Source organism: Pseudomonas oryzicola, from assembly GCF_014269185.2.
GTDB classification, from domain to species: domain Bacteria; phylum Pseudomonadota; class Gammaproteobacteria; order Pseudomonadales; family Pseudomonadaceae; genus Aquipseudomonas; species Aquipseudomonas oryzicola.
This window is the reverse complement of record NZ_JABWRZ020000001.1, coordinates 771,122-791,547: the sequence shown is the minus strand read 5'-3', so window position 1 is coordinate 791,547 and position 20,426 is coordinate 771,122. Positions and strand designations below refer to the sequence as shown.

The 20,426-nt window shown below is 61.8% G+C and carries 18 protein-coding genes; 3 read left to right on the top strand and 15 right to left on the bottom strand.

Annotation, left to right across the window (positions count from 1 at the left end; genetic code table 11):
• Positions 1–10: 10 nt before the first annotated feature.
• From HU760_RS03535 to HU760_RS03510, 6 genes are all read right to left on the bottom strand, one after another.
• Positions 11–775: an SDR family oxidoreductase gene (locus HU760_RS03535; protein ID WP_186672595.1), complete on the bottom strand. Its 765-nt coding sequence runs from the start codon at positions 773–775 to the stop codon at positions 11–13.
• Between the two features lie 593 nt (positions 776–1,368).
• On the bottom strand, positions 1,369–2,085 hold the full coding sequence (locus tag HU760_RS03530; protein ID WP_186672593.1) for an ABC transporter ATP-binding protein: 717 nt from the start codon (positions 2,083–2,085) through the stop codon (positions 1,369–1,371).
• A complete protein-coding gene (locus HU760_RS03525) occupies positions 2,082–2,957 on the bottom strand; it encodes an ATP-binding cassette domain-containing protein (protein ID WP_019098909.1) in 876 nt (291 codons plus the stop codon). The genes HU760_RS03530 and HU760_RS03525 overlap by 4 nt, the downstream gene beginning before the upstream one ends.
• Positions 2,954–4,255, bottom strand: coding sequence for a high-affinity branched-chain amino acid ABC transporter permease LivM (livM, locus tag HU760_RS03520; protein ID WP_186672592.1), 1,302 nt, complete (start codon positions 4,253–4,255; stop codon positions 2,954–2,956). Before livM ends, HU760_RS03525 begins: the two co-directional genes overlap by 4 nt.
• Before the next feature lie 2 nt (positions 4,256–4,257).
• Positions 4,258–5,172: an ABC transporter permease subunit gene (locus HU760_RS03515; RefSeq protein ID WP_013974411.1), complete on the bottom strand. Its 915-nt coding sequence runs from the start codon at positions 5,170–5,172 to the stop codon at positions 4,258–4,260.
• A gap of 158 nt (positions 5,173–5,330) precedes the next feature.
• Entirely contained in the window at positions 5,331–6,467 is a 1,137-nt protein-coding gene (locus HU760_RS03510) for a branched-chain amino acid ABC transporter substrate-binding protein (RefSeq protein WP_186672590.1), read from the bottom strand.
• Between the two features lie 521 nt (positions 6,468–6,988).
• On the opposite strand from HU760_RS03510, the gene pncB reads away from it, so the two are divergent.
• Positions 6,989–8,194, top strand: coding sequence for a nicotinate phosphoribosyltransferase (gene pncB, locus HU760_RS03505; RefSeq protein ID WP_186672588.1), 1,206 nt, complete (start codon positions 6,989–6,991; stop codon positions 8,192–8,194).
• Between the two features lie 3 nt (positions 8,195–8,197).
• Positions 8,198–9,025 carry an NAD(+) synthase gene (nadE, locus tag HU760_RS03500; RefSeq protein WP_186672581.1) on the top strand — a complete coding sequence of 276 codons (828 nt, stop codon included), beginning with the start codon at positions 8,198–8,200 and terminating at the stop codon, positions 9,023–9,025.
• Positions 9,026–9,138: 113 nt separating this feature from the next.
• Here the strand turns inward: nadE and azu are convergent, their stop codons facing one another.
• The gene (gene azu / locus HU760_RS03495) at positions 9,139–9,588 is read right to left on the bottom strand and encodes an azurin (protein WP_186672572.1); all 450 of its coding nucleotides are present in this window, start codon (positions 9,586–9,588) and stop codon (positions 9,139–9,141) included.
• A 349-nt stretch (positions 9,589–9,937) separates the two neighbouring features.
• Here azu and HU760_RS03490 point away from each other — a divergent pair, with 349 nt between their 5' ends.
• Positions 9,938–10,525 carry a cytokinin riboside 5'-monophosphate phosphoribohydrolase gene (locus tag HU760_RS03490; RefSeq protein WP_186672570.1) on the top strand — a complete coding sequence of 196 codons (588 nt, stop codon included), beginning with the start codon at positions 9,938–9,940 and terminating at the stop codon, positions 10,523–10,525.
• 37 nt (positions 10,526–10,562) lie between these two features.
• Here the strand turns inward: HU760_RS03490 and HU760_RS03485 are convergent, their stop codons facing one another.
• The 8 genes from HU760_RS03485 to rnr all read right to left on the bottom strand — a co-directional run bounded on the left by HU760_RS03485 (position 10,563) and on the right by rnr (position 20,180).
• On the bottom strand, positions 10,563–12,863 hold the full coding sequence (locus tag HU760_RS03485; protein ID WP_186672568.1) for a YgiQ family radical SAM protein: 2,301 nt from the start codon (positions 12,861–12,863) through the stop codon (positions 10,563–10,565).
• A gap of 129 nt (positions 12,864–12,992) precedes the next feature.
• The gene (dnaB, locus tag HU760_RS03480; protein ID WP_170033000.1) at positions 12,993–14,390 is read right to left on the bottom strand and encodes a replicative DNA helicase; all 1,398 of its coding nucleotides are present in this window, start codon (positions 14,388–14,390) and stop codon (positions 12,993–12,995) included.
• Positions 14,391–14,503: 113 nt separating this feature from the next.
• Positions 14,504–14,950: a 50S ribosomal protein L9 gene (gene rplI / locus HU760_RS03475; RefSeq protein ID WP_003249568.1), complete on the bottom strand. Its 447-nt coding sequence runs from the start codon at positions 14,948–14,950 to the stop codon at positions 14,504–14,506.
• Between the two features lie 20 nt (positions 14,951–14,970).
• Positions 14,971–15,834, bottom strand: coding sequence for a hypothetical protein (locus HU760_RS03470; RefSeq protein ID WP_186672566.1), 864 nt, complete (start codon positions 15,832–15,834; stop codon positions 14,971–14,973).
• 33 nt (positions 15,835–15,867) lie between these two features.
• Positions 15,868–16,098, bottom strand: coding sequence for a 30S ribosomal protein S18 (rpsR, locus tag HU760_RS03465; protein ID WP_003249563.1), 231 nt, complete (start codon positions 16,096–16,098; stop codon positions 15,868–15,870).
• A gap of 28 nt (positions 16,099–16,126) precedes the next feature.
• Positions 16,127–16,552, bottom strand: a complete 426-nt coding sequence (gene rpsF / locus HU760_RS03460; protein ID WP_013974420.1) for a 30S ribosomal protein S6 — start codon at positions 16,550–16,552, stop codon at positions 16,127–16,129.
• Between the two features lie 308 nt (positions 16,553–16,860).
• Positions 16,861–17,607 carry a 23S rRNA (guanosine(2251)-2'-O)-methyltransferase RlmB gene (gene rlmB / locus HU760_RS03455; protein WP_170033004.1) on the bottom strand — a complete coding sequence of 249 codons (747 nt, stop codon included), beginning with the start codon at positions 17,605–17,607 and terminating at the stop codon, positions 16,861–16,863.
• Entirely contained in the window at positions 17,604–20,180 is a 2,577-nt protein-coding gene (gene rnr, locus HU760_RS03450) for a ribonuclease R (RefSeq protein WP_186672564.1), read from the bottom strand. Before rnr ends, rlmB begins: the two co-directional genes overlap by 4 nt.
• Positions 20,181–20,426 lie beyond the last annotated feature (246 nt).

Genomic DNA, 20,426 nt, shown 5'->3' with positions numbered 1-20,426 from the left:
ATCCCTGGTGTCACTTGGCCGACCGGTCGATCGAGAATCCTGCCCAATCCTGGCTTACCGGCATCAGCTCCAGGCTGTTGATGTTGATGTGCGCCGGCTGGTTGAGGATCCAGAAAATGGTCTCGGCAATGTCCTCCGGCTGGATTGGCTCGGCACCGGCGTAGGTGGCGTCGTACTTGGCCTGGTCACCGCCGAAGCGCACCAGCGAGAACTCGCTCTCGCACAGGCCCGGCTCGATGTTGCTCACGCGCACGCCGGTGCCGCGCAGGTCGCAGCGCAGGCTCAACGAGAACTGGCCGACGAAAGCCTTGGTACCGCCATACACGTTGCTGCCCGGGTACGGGTAGTTGCCTGCCACCGACCCCACGTTGAGGATCGATGCGCCGCGACCGTGGGCGATCAGCCGCGGCAGCAGCAGGCGGGTGGTGAACATCAGGCCCTTGATATTGGTGTCGACCATGGTCTCCCAATCGTCCAGGCTGCAGTTTTGCGCCGCATCCACGCCCAGCGCAAGGCCGGCGTTGTTGACCAGGCCCCGCAACTTGTCGAAGCCTGCCGGCAGGTTGGCGATGGCCTGCTCCATGGCCTTGCGATCGCGCACGTCGAGCACCAGCCCACACACTTCGGTCTTGGCTGACAGCTCGGCACACAGGGCGTCCAGGCGCTCCTTGCGACGACCAGTGAGTACCAGTTTCCAGCCGGCCTCGGCGAAGCGGCGGGCAGTGGCCTCGCCGAAACCGGAAGTCGCGCCAGTGATGAATACGGTGGACGTCATGCTCTGTTCCTCACGGTAGATTGTCATCGGCAGCTTTGCAGCATGCCCGCGCCGGGCGCTGGCAGCAAGCCGTCGAGGCTGCTGATCATTTTCTGTTCATACCCGGCAAACCCTTGCAGCAGAGGGTTCGGCGCCAGCTATACGCATGTTATCCACAAGGCTTTCCCCATGGATTGGGGGCAACTTGTCTGCTGAGCGGAACCCTTTCAGCGTAGCGGGGTCGGTGGATATCTTTCAGGTGATGGCGCAAGGCTTTCAAGGATGCCGCGTGCAGCGGTCTGTCCAAGGGTTTCTCACAGAGTTATCCACAGGCTATTCGCGGCGTTGAGCGAGGACGCTGAGTTCGCCAGAACAGTGGAAATCACCTACAGGAGGCATGTGATCAAAAAATGACCTTTTCCCTGTAGCCCTTGTTGGTCAAGGGTTTGCGCCAGGTGCCACCATGTTTTCCACAGGCGGTTCCACATTAACCGTGGAAAACATCAGCCTGTGGAAACAATGCTTTGCGACGCGCTTGTGGAGTAATTCGGGAAGGATGTGAAACAGGTTGTCCACATAGGAAACGGGGCTGCGTTTGCAGCCCCGGATGCCACTCAATGACCGCCCAGATAAGCGTTGCGCACTTCCTCGTTGGCCAGCAGTTCCTGCCCTGTGCCGGTCATGCGAATCTGCCCGTTGACCATCACATAGGCCCGATCAGACAGTTTCAGTGCATGGTTGGCGTTCTGCTCCACGAGGAAGATGGTCATCCCGGTCTTGGCCAGTTCGAGCAAGGTCGAGAAGATCTGCTTGACCACGATCGGCGCCAGCCCCAGCGATGGTTCGTCCAGCAGCAACAGCTTCGGACGGCTCATCAGCGCCCGGGCAATCGCCAGCATCTGTTGCTCGCCACCGGACATGGTCATGGCCCGCTGGTTACGCCGCTCCTTAAGCCGCGGAAACAGCTCGTACATGCGCTGCATGTCTTCGTCGGCATGTTTGTCGCCGATGGGGATGGTGCCCATCATCAGGTTTTCCTCGACAGTCATGTCGGGGAACACCCGACGCCCTTCCGGCGACTGGGCGATGCCGTTGGAAGCGATGTAGTGCGATGATTTGCGCGTGATGTCGGTGCCGCGGTACACGATATGCCCCGACGCGGCCCGTGGCTGACCGAAAATCGACATCAGCAGGGTCGACTTGCCGGCACCATTGGCGCCGATCAGGCTGACCGTCTCGCCCTCGTTGATGTGCATCGACACCTTTTTCAGCGCCTGGATCGGCCCGTAGAACACGTCCAGGTCCTTCAGTTCGAGAATGGGTGCACTCATACCAGTTCCTCTTCATCGGCACCCAGGTAGGCGGCGATCACCGTCGGGTTGTGGCGGATATCCTGCGGCGCGCCTTCGGCAATCACGTTGCCGTGGTCGAGCACCACGATATGGTCGGAAATGCTCATGACCATGCCCATGTCGTGCTCGATCAGCACCACAGTGATGTCGTGCTCATCACGCAGTACCCGGATCATGCGGCTGAGTGCCTCGGTTTCCTGTGGGTTGAGGCCCGCCGCCGGCTCGTCCAGGCAAATGATCTTCGGCCGCGTGCACATGGCCCGGGCGATTTCCAGGCGGCGCTGCTGGCCGTACGACAGCTCACCGGCCAGGCGGTTGGCGCAATCGACCAGGTCGACCACTTCCAGCCAGTAGAATGCATGGTCCAGCGCATCGCTTTCAGCCTTGCGGTAGGCCTTGGTGTTGAGCACCCCGGCCAGCAGGTTGCGGTTGACCCACATGTGCTGGGCCACCAGCAGGTTTTCCACCACCGACATTTCCTTGAACAGGCGAATGTTCTGGAAGGTCCGTGCCAGGCCGGCGCGGTTGACCAGGTGGGTACCGCCGAACATCTTGTAGTAGAGACGGTTGGCAAAGCGCGCCGGCGATACGAAGTCCGCAGCCTGGAAACGCTCGCCGAGCAGTTGGATGACATTGGTGTGGCTGCCGCGCACATTCAGCTCGATGCGCCCGCCGCTGGCCTTGTAGAAGCCGGTCAGGCAGTTGAACACCGTGGTCTTGCCGGCGCCGTTGGGGCCGATCAGGGCGAAGATCTGGTTGCGTTTGACCTTCAGGCTGACATCGCTGAGCGCCTTGATGCCGCCGAACTGCATCATCAGGTTGTCGACCGAGAGAATGATATCGTCGCTCATGGCGCCACTCCTTTACGCGGGGTCACACCGGTACGGCTGATGCGGATCAGCCCTCGCGGTCGCCAGATCATCATCAACACCATGAGCACACCGAACAGCAGCACCCGGTATTCCGAGAAGCTGCGCAGCAGCTCCGGCGCCACGGTCAGGACGAAAGCCGCGATCACCACGCCCACGGTCGAGCCCATGCCGCCGAGCACGACGATGGCAAGAATCAGTGCCGACTCGAAGAAGGTGAACGACGACGGGTTGACGAAGCCCTGGTAGGTCGCGAAGAACACCCCCGCCAGGCCAGCAGTGGAGGCGCCCAGGGTAAACGCCGAGAGTTTCACCAACACATGGTTCAGGCCCATCGAGCGGCAAGCGATCTCGTCCTCGCGCAGCGCTTCCCAGGCGCGGCCGACCGGCATGCGGGTCAAGCGGTGCTTGATGTACAGCACGGCCAGCACGACCATGAACAGCACGGCGTAGATGAACACGAACTTGAGGTTGGCGTTGTATTCGAAGCCGAAGAACTCGTGGATCGGTACCCCACCGTCCTTGGCCCGGCGGCCGAACTCCAGGCCGAAGAAGGTCGGCGACGGTGCCGGCATGCCGTTCGGGCCACCGGTGAACGACAGCCAGTTGTTCAGTACCAGGCGGATGATCTCACCGAAGCCCAGGGTCACGATCGCCAGATAATCACCGTGCATCCGCAGCACCGGGAAGCCGAGGATGCAGCCCGCCAGCGCCGCTGCGATGGCCGCCAGGGGCAGCACGCTCCAGAAGCCCAGGCCGAGGTACTGGTAGCCCAGCGCCAGGCCGTAGGCGCCGATGGCATAGAACGCCACGTAGCCGAGGTCGAGCAGGCCGGCCAGGCCGACCACGATGTTCAGGCCGAGGCCGAGCAGCACGTAGATCAGGCCAAGGATGACCACGGTCAACAGGTACTTGTTGGCGAAGATCGGGAAGACGATGGCAATCACCACCAGCGCCGGGATGATGTAGCGCAGGCGCGACACGTAGTCCGGCGCGCGCACATGCACGCCCGAGCCACCGCTTTCGAAGCCCTGCAGCATGCGGGTGCCGGCGGCGGTCTGCAGGTACAGGCTGAGCAGGAAGCGCCCCAGCATCACCCCACCGACCAGCCAGGCCACGCGACGCGGCTCGGCATTGAAGCTGTAGCCATCGAGGACCACGCCGACGACCGGGCCAAACACGATGAGTGCCAGCAAGCCGGCGACGATGGTCTCCAGCAGGCTGCGTTTAAGGTCGAAACCCTTGGTTTCGGGAACAGCGGCAGTTTTGGCAATGGACATGTTCACACCTTAGCCACGAGCGGGCGACCCAGCAGGCCTTGTGGGCGGAAGATAAGGATCATCACCAGCAGCGAGAAGCTGAACACGTCCTTGTAGTCGGAGTTGATCAGGCCAGAGAACAGCGACTCGGAAATACCCAGGATGATCCCGCCGAGCATGGCGCCAGGCAGCGAGCCGATACCGCCGAGCACCGCAGCGGTGAACGCCTTGATGCCGATGATGAAGCCGGCGTAGAAGTCGAAGGTGCCGTAGTTCATGGTGATCAGCACGCCAGCCAGGGCGGCCATCACCGCACCGATGACGAACACGTAGGAGATCACCCGGTCGGTATTGATGCCCAGGATCGAGGCCATCTTGCGGTCTTGCTGGGTGGCCCGGCACATGCGGCCGAGCTTGGTGTACTTGATCACGTAGGTGAGCAGGCCCATGCCCACGAAGGCGGCCACCAGGATGAAGATCTTGGTGTAGGTCAGTTGCACGAAGCCGGTGCCCACTTCGACGCGCCAGGCGCCTTCGAGCAGGGTTGGCACGCCTTGCTGGCGGGCGCCCTGGCTGATCTGCGCGTAGTTCTGCAGGATCAGCGAAATGCCGATGGCGCTGATCAGTGGTGCCAGGCGGGTGGAGTTGCGCAGGGGTTTGTAGGCGATGCGTTCAATGGTGAAGCCGTACACGCCGGTGACGACGATGGTGAACAACAGGGTGCCCAGCATCAGCAGGGGAAACGACTCGATACCGAAGTAAGCCAGCAATGCCAGGCTGATTGCCGCGAGGTACGCGGAAATCATGTACACCTCGCCGTGCGCGAAGTTGATCATGCCGATAATGCCATAGACCATTGTGTAGCCGATGGCGATCAGGCCATAGACCGACCCGAGGGTCAGGCCGTTGACCAGTTGCTGCAGGAAAATACCATCCATAACGCAATCTCACCTGATTGAGATTGCACGAGCGCCGACCACGGCGGGCCTTGGGACTAGGCGGCCCTCGCAGCGCAGTACTGTGCAGATCTACGGATAAAGACAGGTACCGCGGGGCTTTGGCCCGGGGGCTGACGCGCCCGGGCCGTGGGCCATTGTTATTTTTGTTTTTCCAGCTGGTGGTACTTGCCTTGGGCATCCCACTGGTAGACCACATAGTCGGACACGGTCAGGTCACCCTTCTTGTCCCACTTCTTCTCGCCCATGACGGTCTGCACCGGGTTGGCCTTGAGCCACTCGGCAGCCGCTTCGCCCTTGTTCGACTTGGCGCCGTTGAACGCGGCAGCCAGGGCCTGCAGCGAGGCGTAGGCGTACAGGGTGTAGCCTTCAGGCTCGGTGCCATTCTTGCGGAATTCCTCCACCACCGCCTTGCTGTCCGGCAGCAGGCGCGGGTCGGCACCGAAGGTCATGTACACGCCGTCGACGTATTGCGCGCCGCCTGCGGTGGACACCAGTTCGTCGGTGACGATGCCGTCATCGGACATGAACTTGACGTCCTTCAGGCCCTGTTCGCGCAGCTGGCGCACCAGCGGGCCGGCTTCCGGGTGCAGGCCACCGAAGTACACCACGTCGGCACCAGTGGAGCGGATCTTGGTGACCACGGCGCTGAAGTCCTTCTCGCCACGGGTCAGGCCTTCGTACAGCACCGGCTTGACACCGCGCTTTTCCAGCTGCGCCTTGGTCGCGTCGGCCAGGCCTTGGCCATAGGTGTCCTTGTCGTGCAACACCGCGACCTTCTTGCCCTTGAGCACGTCGACGATGTAGTCGCCAGCGACGATCCCCTGCTGGTCGTCACGCCCACACATGCGGAACATCGCAGAAAGACCGCGCTCGGTCACCTGCGGGTTGGTAGAGCCTGGGGTGATGGCGATGACACCAGCCTCGTCGTACACCTCGGAAGCCGGGATGGTATTGGAAGAACAGAAGTGGCCGACCACGCCGATCACCTTGTCCTGGTCGACCAGGCGGTTGGCCACGGCCACGGCCTGCTTCGGTTCGCAGGCGTCATCGCCCTTGACCAGGACAATCTTCTCGCCATTCACGCCACCGGCGGCGTTGATCTTGTCGGCCGCTGCTTGCGCACCTTTCATGTACTGCTCGCCAAACGCTGCGTTTGCCCCGGTCATCGGGCCCGCTACGCCGATCTTGACGTCGGCCTGAACATACGAAGAAACACCCAGTGCCGTAGCTACGGCCAGAGCCAGGAAACCTTTCTTGTAAAACGTCTGCGACATGAGGTGGTGCTCCTAGAGTTTTTTTGGTTGGCACTACAACTTCTCAGCACTGTGCTCAGAGCAAGGGCCGTGCCAGCGGTTTTGGGTTCCGGGAAAACACACCGTGCAGGGCACCTGCAGGCGACCGACGGCCTTTTCTTTATTGAGCGTGCAACCGTCTGCCACGCGGTGGGCGCCACCGCACGTACAGACAAGGAGCAACCTTCGCGTGCCATCATTGCAACCCTGGCAAGTGTTTACGTGCAACCAGCCTGTAACAGCAGACGTCACCGAACTGCACACCGCTGGTGCGCGACTGCTACAGGCGGCACCGTTTCAAGGCTGGCGTATGCACCGAAAAACACGCGGTTTTGGCTGTTCCGGCCTCTTCGCGGGGCATGCCCGCTCTCACAACGAGGCCCCCCTCGTTAACCAGAGAGATCTTTGTGGCAGCGGGCGAGCCCGCGAAACGGCCGGAACAGCCACACAAAGCCCAAAGGCTGGCACAATGTCCGCCATTCGCCGCCTCCGGAGCCCCTTTGATGAGCGAGAGCGCATTCGCCGAGCGCATCGTGCACAACCTGCTCGACACCGACTTCTACAAACTCACGATGATGCAGGGCGTGCTGCACAATTACCCGGACGCCGACGTCGAATGGGAATTTCGCTGCCGCAACGGCGAGGACCTGCGGCCTTATCTTGGCGAGATCCGCAACCAGCTGGAGAAGCTCGGCGACCTCACCCTGGATGACGGCCAGTTGGCCTTCCTGGAACGCATCAGCTTTCTCAAGCCGGACTTCCTGCGCTTTCTGCGCCTGTTCCGCTTCAACCTGCGTTACGTGCGCCTGGGGATAGAGCACGATCAACTGTTCCTGCGCCTGAAAGGCCCGTGGCTGCATGTGATTCTGTTCGAAGTGCCATTACTGGCGATCATCAGCGAAGTGCGCAACCGCAACCTGCACCCACGCATGCGCCTTGCCGAAGCCCGCGACCAGCTGTACCGCAAGTTCGACTGGCTGCGCGCGCATGCCAGCGCCGAGGAACTGGCCGAGCTGCAAGTGGCCGACTTCGGCACCCGCCGGCGCTTTTCCAGCCGGGTGCAGGAGGAGGTCGTCGGCGTACTGCGCGACGACTTCCCGGCCCGCTTCGTCGGCACCAGCAACGTCCACCTGGCATGGAAACTGGATATCAAGCCGCTGGGCACCATGGCCCACGAGTGGATCATGGCCCACCAACAACTCGGCCCGCGGCTGATCGACAGCCAGATCGCCGCGCTCGACTGTTGGGTACGCGAGTACCGCGGCCTGCTCGGCATCGCCCTGACCGACTGCATTACCATGGATGCCTTCCTCGGCGATTTCGACCTGTACTTCGCCAAGCTGTTCGACGGTTTGCGCCATGACTCCGGCGAACCGGTGGCCTGGGCAGAAAAGGCCATAGCCCATTACCAGAAACTGGGTATCGACCCGATGACCAAGACCCTGGTGTTCTCCGATGGTCTCAACCTGCCCCGTTCACTGGAAATCTTCCGCGCCCTGCGCGGTCGCATCAACGTGAGCTTTGGCATCGGTACCAATCTCACTTGCGACATCCCGGGCGTGGTACCGATGAACATCGTGCTTAAAATGACCGACTGTAACGGCGCGCCAGTGGCAAAGATTTCCGACGAAGCCGCCAAGACCCAATGCCGCGACGAGAACTTCGTCGCCTATATGCGCCACGTATTCAAAGTCCCCAGCAAGGAGTAACCCATGCAAGCGGTTCAGCAAGAGATTGCCCAGGCGCTGAAGGTACAGCCGCCGTTCGCCGACGCCGCCGCGCTCGAGGCCGAAGTCGCCCGGCGTGTGGCGTTCATCAAGGATTGCCTGGCCAACGCCCGGCTCAAGACCCTGGTGCTGGGCATCAGCGGTGGCGTCGACTCGCTGACCGCCGCCCTGCTCGCCCAACGTGCCATCAACGAGTTGCGAGCCGAAACCGGTGACAAGGCCTATACCTTCATCGCGGTGCGCCTGCCGTATCACGTCCAGCATGACGAGCATGACGCCCAGGCGTGCCTGGAGGTGATCAGGGCCGATGAAGTGCACACCATCGATATCGCCCCAGCGGTAAAAGCCCTGGCTGGCGAAGTAGAGGAACTGAAGAACGGTTCACCGACCTTGGTGGATTTCGTTGTCGGTAACGTCAAGGCGCGCACGCGCATGATCGCCCAGTACACCCTGGCCGGTGCACGCGGGGGCCTGGTGATCGGTACCGACCACGCTGCCGAAGCAGTAATGGGCTTCTTTACCAAGTTCGGCGATGGGGCTTGCGACCTGGCACCGCTGAGTGGCCTGGTGAAAAACCAGGTGCGGGCGATTGCGCGCAGCTTTGGTGCGCCGGAATCACTGGTGGAGAAGGTGCCGACCGCAGACCTGGAAGACCTGGAGCCGGGCAAGCCGGATGAAGCGTCCCATGGCGTGACCTACCAGCAGATCGACGCTTTCCTGCATGGCGAGCCGGTGAGCCAGGAGGCGTTCGACATCATCGTCGCCACCTACCGCAAGACCCAGCACAAGCGTGAAATGCCGTTCGCCCCATAAAAGCTTCGCGGGCATGCCCGCTCCCACAAGTACAGTGCCTGTTTCACAATTGGCACAATCCTGTGGCAGCGGGCATGCCCGCGAATAGGCCCGAAAGGCCTACACAGCTGTCATTACTTGACGACGACCTTGCCCTTCATCATCGAGATGTGGCCCGGGAAGGTGCAGAAGAAGCTGTAGTCACCACCGGCTTCCAGTTTGGAAGGGTCGAACTTCACTTCGGTTTCCTTCTCAGGCGCACCGATCATCTTGGTGTGGGCGATGATCGCGGCGTTATCAGCCTTGATGTAGTCCTTGTCCAGACCTTGGCTCATGCCTTCGGTGGCAATGCCCTGCATGTCAGCTGTCTTGCTGATCACCAGGTTGTGGCCCATGACGTTCTTCGGCAGGTTGCCGGAGTGGGTCAGTTTGACGGTGAACTCCTTGCAGCTCTTATCGACGGTGATTTCCTTGGTGTTGTAGGACATCTGATCGGTCGAGTCGACAGTCACCGAGCACTCGGCTGCGAAGACAGACGCGCTGGCGAGGGTCAGCAGGGATACCGCTACAGCTTTCGCAAACATCATGAATCTCCTTGGCAGGGTTTTATCAATTGCGAGACTGCCTGAAACCGTTCAGCCCCTTGCTGATATGGGTCAAGGGGGTGTCAAGCGGCCAGCCAGTAGAATTGTTCAATCGATTGTATACAACCAATTCAAGAGCACATCATGCCCTTTTATTGGACGATGGGACAACCTCTCATTTAGGAGCAATACGAAATGACCCTTGGTAGCCTGATGAACAGCCTGCTGGCGGCCTACGCCCATGGCGCGACCGGTGCAATCTGCGAATTCTCCCGTCCGGAGTGAAACCTGCCTTGGAACCGCTAGGCACGGGCCTTACCCTGTCAACCTGAGTGACTGGAGATGAGCAATGCCCGTACGTTCCGTTTGTGTGTTCTGCGGCGCCAGCATCGGCGCCAACCCTGCTTATCGTGAAGCAGCCGTCGCGTTGGGCCAGGCGATTGCCCGCCGCGGCCTGACCCTGGTCTATGGCGGTGGCGCGGTTGGCCTGATGGGCACCGTCGCCGACGCGGCCATGGCGGCCGGGGGCGAAGTGATCGGGGTCATCCCGGAAAGCCTGATGAATGCCGAAATCGGCCACAAAGGCCTCAGCCGCCTGGAAGTGGTCGACGGCATGCACGCGCGCAAGGCACGCATGGCCGAGCTGAGCGATGCCTTCATTGCCCTGCCGGGTGGGCTGGGCACGCTGGAAGAGTTGTTCGAAGTATGGACCTGGGGGCAACTGGGCTATCACGCCAAGCCGCTGGGCCTGCTCGATGTGAATAGTTTTTATGAAAAGCTCGGCGGGTTCCTCGACCATATCGTCGCAGAAGGTTTCGTGCGCCCACAGCATCGGGCGATGTTGCTGCTGGCGCAGCAACCGGACGAACTACTGGACGGGATGGAGAGCTTCGTCGCGCCGGTGGCACCGAAGTGGGTCGACAAGAAGCCTGACTGAAGCTGATACAGGGGCTGCGTTGCAGCCCCCCCCGAAATCAGCGCGGAATGACTGGCTGACGCGGCTTCTTGTTGCCCTTGCCACCCTTGCCCGCTTCCTTGCGCTCCTTGGCGGCCTGCTGGTTACGTGCAAACGCCTCGGCCTTGGCCTTTTCGCGCTTGTCCCACGGCTTGCTGCCATCACTGCCACGCGGCGGCAGGCCGGTGTGCTGGGTAAGGATCTTCTGCTCCTTGCCCACCTTGTGGCTACCCGCCGGGGTCGAGTTCTTGCGACGCGCGCTCTGGTAGCTGTCAGTCTGCGGCTGGTGCAGCGGGATCAGCTGATGCTTGCCCGGCCCGATCAGGTCGGCGCGGCCCATGCGCTGCAGCGCTTCACGCAGCATCGGCCAACCCTTCGGGTCGTGGTAGCGCAGGAACGCCTTGTGCAGGCGACGCTGCTCCTCGCTCTTGACGATTTCCACGCCTTCGCTCTTGTAGGTCACCTTGCGCAGCGGGTTCTTGCCCGAGTGGTACATGGCCGTGGCCGAAGCCATCGGCGACGGGTAGAACGCCTGCACCTGGTCGGCACGGAAGCCGTTGCCCTTCAGCCACAGGGCCAGGTTCATCATGTCTTCGTCGGTGGTGCCTGGGTGCGCAGCGATGAAATATGGGATCAGGTACTGCTCTTTACCCGCCTCTTTCGAGAACTTCTCGAACATGCGCTTGAAGCGGTCGTAGGTACCGATGCCCGGCTTCATCATCTTGTCCAGCGGGCCACGCTCGGTGTGCTCCGGGGCAATCTTCAGGTAACCACCGACATGGTGGGTGACCAGCTCCTTGACGTACTCCGGCGACTCCACGGCCAGGTCGTAGCGCAGGCCCGAGGCAATCAGGATCTTCTTCACCCCCGGCAGGGCACGTGCCTTGCGATACAGCTCGATCAGCGAGCTGTGGTCGGTGTTGAGGTTCTCGCAGATACCCGGGAACACGCACGACGGCTTGCGGCAGTGCTTCTCGATGTCAGGGCTCTTGCAGGCGATGCGGTACATGTTGGCGGTCGGGCCGCCTAGGTCGGAGACCACGCCAGTGAAGCCCGGCACCTTGTCGCGCATCTCCTCGATCTCGTGCAGGATCGATTCGTGCGAACGGTTCTGGATGATGCGGCCTTCGTGCTCGGTGATCGAGCAGAAGGTGCAGCCACCGAAGCAACCGCGCATGATGTTCACCGAGAACCGGATCATCTCGTAGGCCGGAATGCGCTCCTTGCCATAGGCCGGGTGCGGCACGCGGGCGTAAGGCATGCCGAACACGTAGTCCATTTCCTCGGTGGTCATGGGGATGGGTGGTGGGTTGAACCACACATCCACTTCACCATGCTTCTGCACCAGGGCGCGGGCGTTACCGGGGTTGGTTTCCAGGTGCAGCACACGGTTGGCGTGGGCATACAGCACCGGGTCGTTACGCACCTTCTCGAACGACGGCAGGCGGATAACCGATTTATCGCGGGTCATGCGCGGGCTATCGAGGATCTGCACCACCTTGGCTTCGTTCGGGTCTTCGACCTCGCCCTTGGCCTGCTCGATGGCACAGGCCTGGGTGTCCTGGGTGTTCACGTAGGGGTTGATGATCTTGTCCACGCGGCCCGGGCGGTCGATGCGCGTGGAATCGATCTCGTACCAGCCCTCGGGGGTGTCGCGGCGCACGAAGGCAGTACCGCGCACGTCGGTGATGCTCTCGATCTTCTCGCCGTTGGCCAGGCGCTGAGCCACTTCAACCACTGCGCGCTCGGCGTTGCCGAACAGCAAAATGTCGGCGCTGGCGTCGATCAGGATCGAGTGGCGGACCTTGTCCTGCCAGTAGTCGTAGTGGGCGATACGGCGCAGCGACGCTTCGATGCCACCCAGCACGATCGGCACGTGCTTGTAGGCTTCCTTGCAGCGCTGGCTGTAGACCAGGCTGGCCCGGTCCGGGCGCTTGCCGGCCAGGCCGCCGGGGGTGTAGGCGTCATCGGAACGGATCTTCTTGTCCGCGGTGTAGCGGTTGATCATGGAGTCCATGTTGCCCGCAGCCACGCCGAAGAACAGGTTCGGCTCGCCGAGCTTCATGAAGTCGTCCTTCGACTGCCAGTTCGGCTGGGCGATGATCCCTACGCGGAAACCCTGGGCCTCCAGCAGGCGGCCGATGATGGCCATGCCGAACGATGGGTGGTCGACGTAGGCATCGCCGGTCACGATGATGATGTCGCAGGAATCCCAGCCGAGCAGATCCATCTCCTCCCTGCTCATCGGCAGGAAAGGTGCCGGCCCGAAGCATTCGGCCCAGTACTTGGGATAGTCGTAGAGTGGTTTGGCTGCTTGCATGTCAGTGACCGGTTCTGGTGTGCAGGAAAATCGCGGGCGCGGAATATAGCACAAATTTTGACCAAATCCGACGATGGTTGTCGGATTCATGGATACCGGTGAAAAACGCCGATCCTATACGGACCCCCGTTATTCGTCGTCGTCGAAGTTGTACATGCCCGGCGCAAGATTCTCGAAGCGGGTGTACTTGCCGATGAAGGCCAGGCGTACGAAGCCGATGGGGCCGTTACGCTGTTTACCGATGATGATTTCCGCAACGCCCTTGTGCTCGGTCTCGGGGTGATACACCTCGTCGCGATAGACGAACATGATCACGTCGGCGTCCTGCTCGATCGCACCGGACTCACGCAAGTCGGAGTTCACCGGGCGCTTGTTCGGCCGCTGTTCCAGGGAACGGTTCAGCTGCGACAGGGCGATGACCGGGCAGTTGAACTCCTTGGCCAGGGCCTTGAGCGAGCGGGAGATCTCGGAGATCTCGTTGGTACGGTTGTCACCGGCCGAACCGGGGATCTGCATCAGCTGCAGGTAGTCGACCATGATCATGGCGATTTCGCCGTGCTCACGGGCCAGGCGCCGGGTGCGCGCGCGCATTTCAGAAGGGCTGATGCCGGCGGTATCGTCGATGAACAGCTTGCGGTCGTTGAGCAGGTTCACTGCCGAAGTCAGGCGCGGCCAGTCGTCGTCGTCCAGCTGGCCGGAACGCACCTTGGTCTGGTCGATACGGCCCAGCGACGACAACATACGCATGATCAGCGACTCACCTGGCATCTCGAGCGAGAACACCAGCACCGCCTTGTCGGTACGCAGTACGGCGTTCTCCACCAGGTTCATGGCGAAGGTGGTCTTGCCCATCGACGGACGGCCGGCAACGATGATCAGGTCGGCCGGCTGCAGGCCGCTGGTCTTCTCGTCCAGGTCGGTGAAGCCGGTGGAAACACCGGTGATATCGCTGTCGGAGTTGAACAGCGTGTCGATACGGTCAATGGCCATGGTCAACAGTTCGTTGACCCCTACCGGGCCGCCGGTTTTCGGGCGCGCCTCGGCGATCTGGAAAATCTGCCGCTCGGCGTCGTCAAGGATTTCTTCGGCATTGCGCCCTTGCGGGTTGAATGCATTGTCGGCGATGTCGGTACTGATGCTGATCAGCTGACGCAGGGTGGCACGCTCGCGAATGATCGCGGCGTAGGCCTTGATGTTGGCTACCGACGGAGTGTTCTTGGCCAGTTCCGCCAGGTATGCCAGGCCACCGACCTGCGAGGACAGGCCTTCCTTGTCCAGCTGCTCATGCAGCGTGACCACGTCGAAGGGCTGGTTGGCGTCAGCCAGCTTGTGCACGGCACGGAAGATCAGGCGATGGTCATGCCGGTAGAAATCGCCGTCCGAGACCTGGTCCAGTACCCGCTCCCAGGCGTTGTTATCCAGCATCAGGCCACCGAGCACGGCCTGTTCGGCCTCGATGGAATGCGGCGGCACCTTCAGGGCTGCGGTTTGCAGGTCAAGCTGTTCGGGGGTGGTGATCTCGTTCATGGCCACGAAAGAATTCTTGAGGATGAAAAAGACAAAGGGCACGGCCTGTCAAAAACAGGACCGTGCCCGATGTTAACCGCCCGGCTCACGAGGAGCCAGCCAGTCAGCGCAGCTTAGGCAGCTACGACGACCACACGTACGGTGGCTTCAACGTCGCTGTGCAGGTGCACGGCTACGTCGTATTCGCCAACCTGACGGATGGTGCCGTTCGGCAGACGAACTTCAGCCTTGGCCACTTCAACGCCGGAGGCGGTCAGGGCGTCAGCGATGTCGTGGGTGCCGATCGAACCGAACAGCTTGCCTTCGTCGCCAGCGGTGGCAGTGATGGTCACTTCCAGCTCGGCCAGTTGGGCAGCGCGGCTTTCAGCCGAAGCTTTCTTGTCAGCAGCTGCTTTTTCCAGCTCGGCGCGACGCTCTTCGAACGCAGCCAGGTTGGCGGCGTTGGCAACGGTGGCCTTGCCGAATGGCAGCAGGAAGTTACGGCCGTAACCAGCCTTAACTTTTACTTTGTCGCCCAGGTTGCCCAGGTTAGCGACTTTTTCCAGCAGGATCAGTTCCATTTGGTAAAACCTCTTAACTTTTAACCTTCACCGTTCGCGGAGTCATTCCCCTTGGGGGACTTGCGACCGCGAAAATCAATCAGGCTGTCGACAATGGCCAAAACCACCAGCAACGGATAAATCAGCTGCATGATCAGCGGCAACGTCACGTACATCCCCACCAGCCAGAAACCGGCCAGTCGGCCCTGCGCCACCAGCCCGTGCATCAAGGCGATGCCGGCCAGCACCAGTACCAGGCTCGAGGCCGATGCCAGGATGATGAACTGCGGCCCGATGAACGGGGCCACCACCATCACTGCCACCAAGACCGCCATGGTCTGTTTCGGCAACTTCAGGGCGCGAAACTCGCGACCGAAGCCTCCAGGGTTGTACAACGCTGCCTGCCAGTAGCGCGCCAGCACCAGGGCCAACACGCTGAACAATTGCACCGTCACTGCTGTGGAAGCGACCAGCACAGGGCGGATCAGCTCACCGGAAAGCACCGGTTGCCCTTCGATTTTCGGCATGGCTTCGGCAAACGCCTTGGCCAATCCATCGAAGGTTTGCGCCAGCGCCAGATCGAGCACGAGGCTGAAAGCCACGGCGAACACGGCACTGACGACCAACACCCGGCTCCAGGGATGCTCGGCGCGCAGCAGCGCAGCCAGGCCCAGGGCACCCGCGATCACCAGAAAGGTGATCGGATCGCCCATGACCCACACGGCCAGCCCGGCCAGCAGGCCGCCGGCGATGACCGTTGTAGCATCCTTGAACCCACGCCGCAGCAGCACAAGGCTGCCGGCAGCGGCACTCAACCAGAACAGCAGCGGCAATACCGCACTGATGACCACCACCAGGGTGGCCTGCATACGACCGCGCATGATGAAACTTGCTAACGCTCGCATGCTAATCCCTTACTGCTTGTCGACGACCCGGTCTCAGCGGCCGTGGCTGTCGGTGTAGGGCAGCAGGGCCAGGAAGCGGGCGCGCTTGATAGCGGTAGCCAGCTGACGCTGATAACGAGCTTTGGTACCGGTGATACGGCTTGGAACGATCTTGCCGGTTTCGGATACGTAAGCTTTCAGGGTGTTGAGATCTTTGAAGTCGATCTCTTTCACGTCTTCAGCAGTGAAGCGGCAGAATTTACGACGACGGAAGAAACGTGCCATTTAATAGGCTCCTCTAAAGGTCCGTGGATTACTCGTCAGCGTTATCGCTGGAGTCGCTGTCATTGCTGTCGTCGCCATCGGCGGATTCAGCATGCTCAGGACGCTCACGACGCTCACGGCGCTCGCTGCGGTTTTCTTCAGCCTTCAGCATCTCGGACTGGCCGGTAACGGCTTCGTCGCGACGGATGACCAGGTTACGGATAACGGCATCGTTGTAGCGGAAGTTGTCTTCCAGCTCGGCCAGGGCCTTGCCGGTGCACTCAACGTTCAGCATCACGTAGTGAGCCTTGTGAACATTGTTGATTGCGTAGGCCAGTTGACGACGGCCCCAGTCTTCCAGGCGGTGGATCTTGCCACCATCTTCTTCGATCAGCTTGGTGTAACGCTCAACCATGCCGCCGACTTGCTCGCTCTGGTCCGGGTGAACCAGGAAGATGATTTCGTAATGACGCATGAATGCTCCTTACGGGTTAGTAGTCTGCCAGTGGATCTGGTCAGACAAGGAGTGAATGACACTGGTGTGTCTTGCCAGGGAGTAGAGGCACATGCGCACCTGCCAGCTCGGCAAGGGGCGCAATTGTAGAGAAGGCGGGACACACAAGCAAGGAAATTGGTGATTATTTGAACAGCCGGAAACACTTTGCACCCGCGCTGGCCTATTCGCGAGTGAACCCGCCCGCACAGGGATCGCAAAAGGCCTGAGCCCTGTGCAGCACCTGCGGGAGCGGGCCTACCCGCGAAGAAGCCGGCACCGGCCGAAGATCAGCGTTTGGCCTGGCGCTGGCGCACGGCCTCGAACAGGCAGACGCCGGTCGCCACCGACACGTTCAGGCTGCTGACGCTACCGGCCATCGGCAGTTTCACCAGGAAATCGCAATGTTCACGGGTCAGCCGGCGCATGCCCTTGCCTTCCGCGCCCATGATCATCACCAGCGGCCCGGTGAGGTCCTGCTGATAGATCTCCTGCTCGGCTTCGCCAGCGGTACCGACTACCCACAGGCCACGCTGTTGCAATTTTTCCAGGGTGCGCGCCAGGTTGGTCACGGCTACCAGCGGGATCACTTCCGCTGCACCGCAGGCTACCTTACGCACCACTGGAGTCAGGGTTGCAGACTTGTCCTTGGGCACGATCACCGCCGTGGCACCGGCCGCATCGGCGGTACGCAGGCAGGCACCAAGGTTGTGCGGGTCGGTGACGCCGTCCAGCACCAGGATCAGCGGCGGCGTTTCGCTGCGCTCAAGCAGCTCCTCGAGCATCAACTCGCCCCACACCTGGCTTGGGCTCACCTCGGCAACAACGCCCTGGTGCACGCCTTCGACCCAGGCGTCCAGCTCACGGCGCTCGGCCTGGCCGACCGCCACGCGGTTTTCCGCGGCCAGCGCCAGCAACGCCTGGATACGCGGCTCGCTGCGCCCTTCCGACAGCCAGATCTGCTTGACCCGCTTCGGATGGTGCTGCAGCAACGCCTGCACGGCGTGCACGCCGTAGATTTTTTCCAGCTGACTCATGACTTGCTCTTGCTCTTGCGTGGCGCGCCGGACTTCGACGGGCCTTTACGGTGCTTGGTCGGCTTGCCCGAGGCCTTGCCGCCTTTGTCCGACTTGCTGCTGGCATGGCCGCCACTGCGCGCCTCGCTCATCAGCGCCTTCTTCATTTCGCGGCTCTTGCGCACTTCGGCGTTACGCTGCACGGCGTCTTTCGGGAAGTACGCCTCGGCGGTCTCGCTCTTGCGGCTGCGCGGCTTCGGCGTGGCCTTGGCCTCGACCGGTGCCTGCTCGGCCTGGCCGGCAGCCGGTGCTGCACCACGCTGCTTGCGGCCGATCGGCGCGGCGAGGGTGTTTTCCGACACTTCGAAGTCGATCTTGCGTTCGTCCAGGTCGACGCGCATGACCTTGACCTCGATCGTGTCACCCAGGCGGAAGCTGCGCCCGGTGCGTTCGCCGGACAGGCGGTGGTGCACCGGGTCGAAGTGGTAGTAGTCGCCCGGCAGCGCACTGACGTGCACCAGGCCCTCTACATAGATATCGGTCAGTTCGACGAACAGGCCGAACCCGGTCACTGCAGTGATCACGCCCGGGAAGGTCTCGCCCACGCGGTCTTTCATGAACTCGCACTTGAGCCAGTTGACCACGTCGCGGGTGGCCTCGTCAGCCCGGCGCTCGGTCATCGAGCACTGCTCGCCAAGTTGCTCGAGAGTGTTCTCGTCGTACGGGTAGATACGTGCCTTGGGGATGCTCATGGCGCCGGCACGCTTGACGTGCGGGGTATCGACCCTGGAGCGGATGATGCTGCGAATGGCGCGGTGCACCAGCAGGTCAGGATAACGACGAATCGGCGAGGTGAAGTGGGTGTACGCCTCGTAGTTCAGGCCGAAGTGGCCGTTGTTTTCGGTGCTGTACACCGCCTGGCTCAGCGAACGCAGCATCACGGTCTGGATCAGGTGGAAGTCCGGGCGCCCGGCGATGCTCGCCAGCAAGGCCTGGTAATCCTTTGGCGACGGGTCCTTGCCCTTGTGCAGGGTCAGGCCCAGCTCGCCAAGGAAGGCGCGCAGCTTTTCCAGACGCTCTGGCGGCGGGCCGTCGTGCACGCGATACAACGAAGGCACGCCATGCTTCTGCAGGAATTCGGCAGTGGCCACGTTGGCCGCCAGCATGCACTCCTCGATCAGCTTGTGGGCGTCGTTGCGCACGGTCGGGCGGATTTCCGCGATCTTGCGCTCGTCGCCGAAGATGATGCGGGTTTCCTGGGTCTCGAAGTCGATCGCGCCACGGGTGTGGCGGGCAGCTACCAGTACCTTGTACAGGTTGTACAGATTCTTCAGGTCCGGTACGACCGCCTTGTACTCCTCGCGCAGCGCCTTGCCCTCACGGGTGCGGGAATGCTCGAGCATGCTGCTGACCTTGTTGTAGGTCAGGCGGGCGTGGGAGTGGATGACACCTTCATAGAACTGGTAGTCGACCATCTGGCCGGCCTTGTTCATGGTCATTTCGCAGACCATGGCCAGGCGATCGACATGCGGGTTCAGCGAGCACAGGCCGTTGGACAGCTCCTCGGGGAGCATCGGCACCACGCGCTCGGGGAAGTACACCGAGTTGCCGCGCTGCTGGGCCTCGACGTCCAGGGCCGAGCCCAGGCGCACGTAGCTGGACACGTCGGCGATGGCCACATAAAGACGCCAGCCGCCGGAGAACAGACGCAGCTTGCCCAGCGGTTCGCAATAGACGGCGTCGTCGAAGTCGCGGGCATCCTCGCCGTCGATGGTGACGAACGGCAGGTGGCGCAGGTCGACACGCTTCTCCTTGTCCTTCTCTTCGACTTCGGAGCGGAACTTGCGCGCTTCCTTGATCACTTCCTTGGGCCAGACGTGCGGGATGTCGTAGCTGCGCAGGGCAACGTCGATTTCCATACCCGGCGCCATGTAGTTGCCGATGACTTCGACCACATCGCCTTGCGGCTGGAAGCGCGGGGTTGGCCAGTGGGTGATCTTGATCTCGACGAACTGGCCGATCTTCGCGCCACCATTGCGCCCGGCGGTCACCAGCACTTCCTGCTGGATCTTCGGATTGTCCGGGGTCACGTAGCCGATGCCGCCTTCTTCGAAGTAACGGCCAACCACGCTTTCGTGGGCACGGGAAATGATCTCGACCAGCACGCCTTCGCGGCGGCCACGGCGGTCGACACCAGACACGCGGGCCAGGCCGCGGTCGCCATCGAACACCAGGCGCATCTGCGCCGGGCTTAGGAACAGGTCTTCGCTGCCGTCGTCCGGGATCAGGAAGCCGAAGCCGTCACGGTGGCCGGAGACGCGGCCGCAGATCAGGTCCAGCTTGTCCACCGGGGCATAAGTGCCGCGCCGGGTATAGATAAGCTGGCCATCACGCTCCATGGCGCGCAGGCGGCGGCGCAGTGCTTCGATCTGGTCTTCGTCGTACAGACCGAACTCGGCCGCCAGCTCCTCGCGCGCGGCCGGTTCGCCACGGTCGGCGAGGCGCTGCAGGATCAGCTCACGGCTGGGAATGGGGTTGTCGTATTTTTCCGCTTCGCGAGCGGCCTCGGGATCGAGGGATTGCCAATCGGCCATCAGAAGGGGTTCACCTTGGGGTATATAGATAGGAATTCTGGCATAGGCGTATTGAAACCGGAAATGTCAGCCTTGGACAGCCCCACCGGCACCTCCGGCGGGCAGGAATAGGCCTGCGGAATCAACAAGTTGAATTTTTTGAAATTTTTTTCGCTCAGGGGGTTTACAGCCCCCCGGACCGTCCGTATAGTGCGCACCACAACGACGGACAACCCCGAAGTTGTAGTAGAGATGAACGACGCTGTA

What these genes read in the sequence shown, in the direction of transcription:
- HU760_RS03535 (WP_186672595.1), bottom strand. Translation starts at nt 775, where the DNA reads ATGACGTCCACCGTATTCATCACTGGCGCGACTTCCGGTTTCGGCGAG.
- HU760_RS03530 (WP_186672593.1), bottom strand. Translation starts at nt 2,085, where the DNA reads ATGAGTGCACCCATTCTCGAACTGAAGGACCTGGACGTGTTCTACGGG.
- HU760_RS03525 (WP_019098909.1), bottom strand. Translation starts at nt 2,957, where the DNA reads ATGAGCGACGATATCATTCTCTCGGTCGACAACCTGATGATGCAGTTC.
- livM (WP_186672592.1), bottom strand. Translation starts at nt 4,255, where the DNA reads ATGTCCATTGCCAAAACTGCCGCTGTTCCCGAAACCAAGGGTTTCGAC.
- HU760_RS03515 (WP_013974411.1), bottom strand. Translation starts at nt 5,172, where the DNA reads ATGGATGGTATTTTCCTGCAGCAACTGGTCAACGGCCTGACCCTCGGG.
- HU760_RS03510 (WP_186672590.1), bottom strand. Translation starts at nt 6,467, where the DNA reads ATGTCGCAGACGTTTTACAAGAAAGGTTTCCTGGCTCTGGCCGTAGCT.
- pncB (WP_186672588.1), top strand. Translation starts at nt 6,989, where the DNA reads ATGAGCGAGAGCGCATTCGCCGAGCGCATCGTGCACAACCTGCTCGAC.
- nadE (WP_186672581.1), top strand. Translation starts at nt 8,198, where the DNA reads ATGCAAGCGGTTCAGCAAGAGATTGCCCAGGCGCTGAAGGTACAGCCG.
- azu (WP_186672572.1), bottom strand. Translation starts at nt 9,588, where the DNA reads ATGTTTGCGAAAGCTGTAGCGGTATCCCTGCTGACCCTCGCCAGCGCG.
- HU760_RS03490 (WP_186672570.1), top strand. Translation starts at nt 9,938, where the DNA reads ATGCCCGTACGTTCCGTTTGTGTGTTCTGCGGCGCCAGCATCGGCGCC.
- HU760_RS03485 (WP_186672568.1), bottom strand. Translation starts at nt 12,863, where the DNA reads ATGCAAGCAGCCAAACCACTCTACGACTATCCCAAGTACTGGGCCGAA.
- dnaB (WP_170033000.1), bottom strand. Translation starts at nt 14,390, where the DNA reads ATGAACGAGATCACCACCCCCGAACAGCTTGACCTGCAAACCGCAGCC.
- rplI (WP_003249568.1), bottom strand. Translation starts at nt 14,950, where the DNA reads ATGGAACTGATCCTGCTGGAAAAAGTCGCTAACCTGGGCAACCTGGGC.
- HU760_RS03470 (WP_186672566.1), bottom strand. Translation starts at nt 15,834, where the DNA reads ATGCGAGCGTTAGCAAGTTTCATCATGCGCGGTCGTATGCAGGCCACC.
- rpsR (WP_003249563.1), bottom strand. Translation starts at nt 16,098, where the DNA reads ATGGCACGTTTCTTCCGTCGTCGTAAATTCTGCCGCTTCACTGCTGAA.
- rpsF (WP_013974420.1), bottom strand. Translation starts at nt 16,552, where the DNA reads ATGCGTCATTACGAAATCATCTTCCTGGTTCACCCGGACCAGAGCGAG.
- rlmB (WP_170033004.1), bottom strand. Translation starts at nt 17,607, where the DNA reads ATGAGTCAGCTGGAAAAAATCTACGGCGTGCACGCCGTGCAGGCGTTG.
- rnr (WP_186672564.1), bottom strand. Translation starts at nt 20,180, where the DNA reads ATGGCCGATTGGCAATCCCTCGATCCCGAGGCCGCTCGCGAAGCGGAA.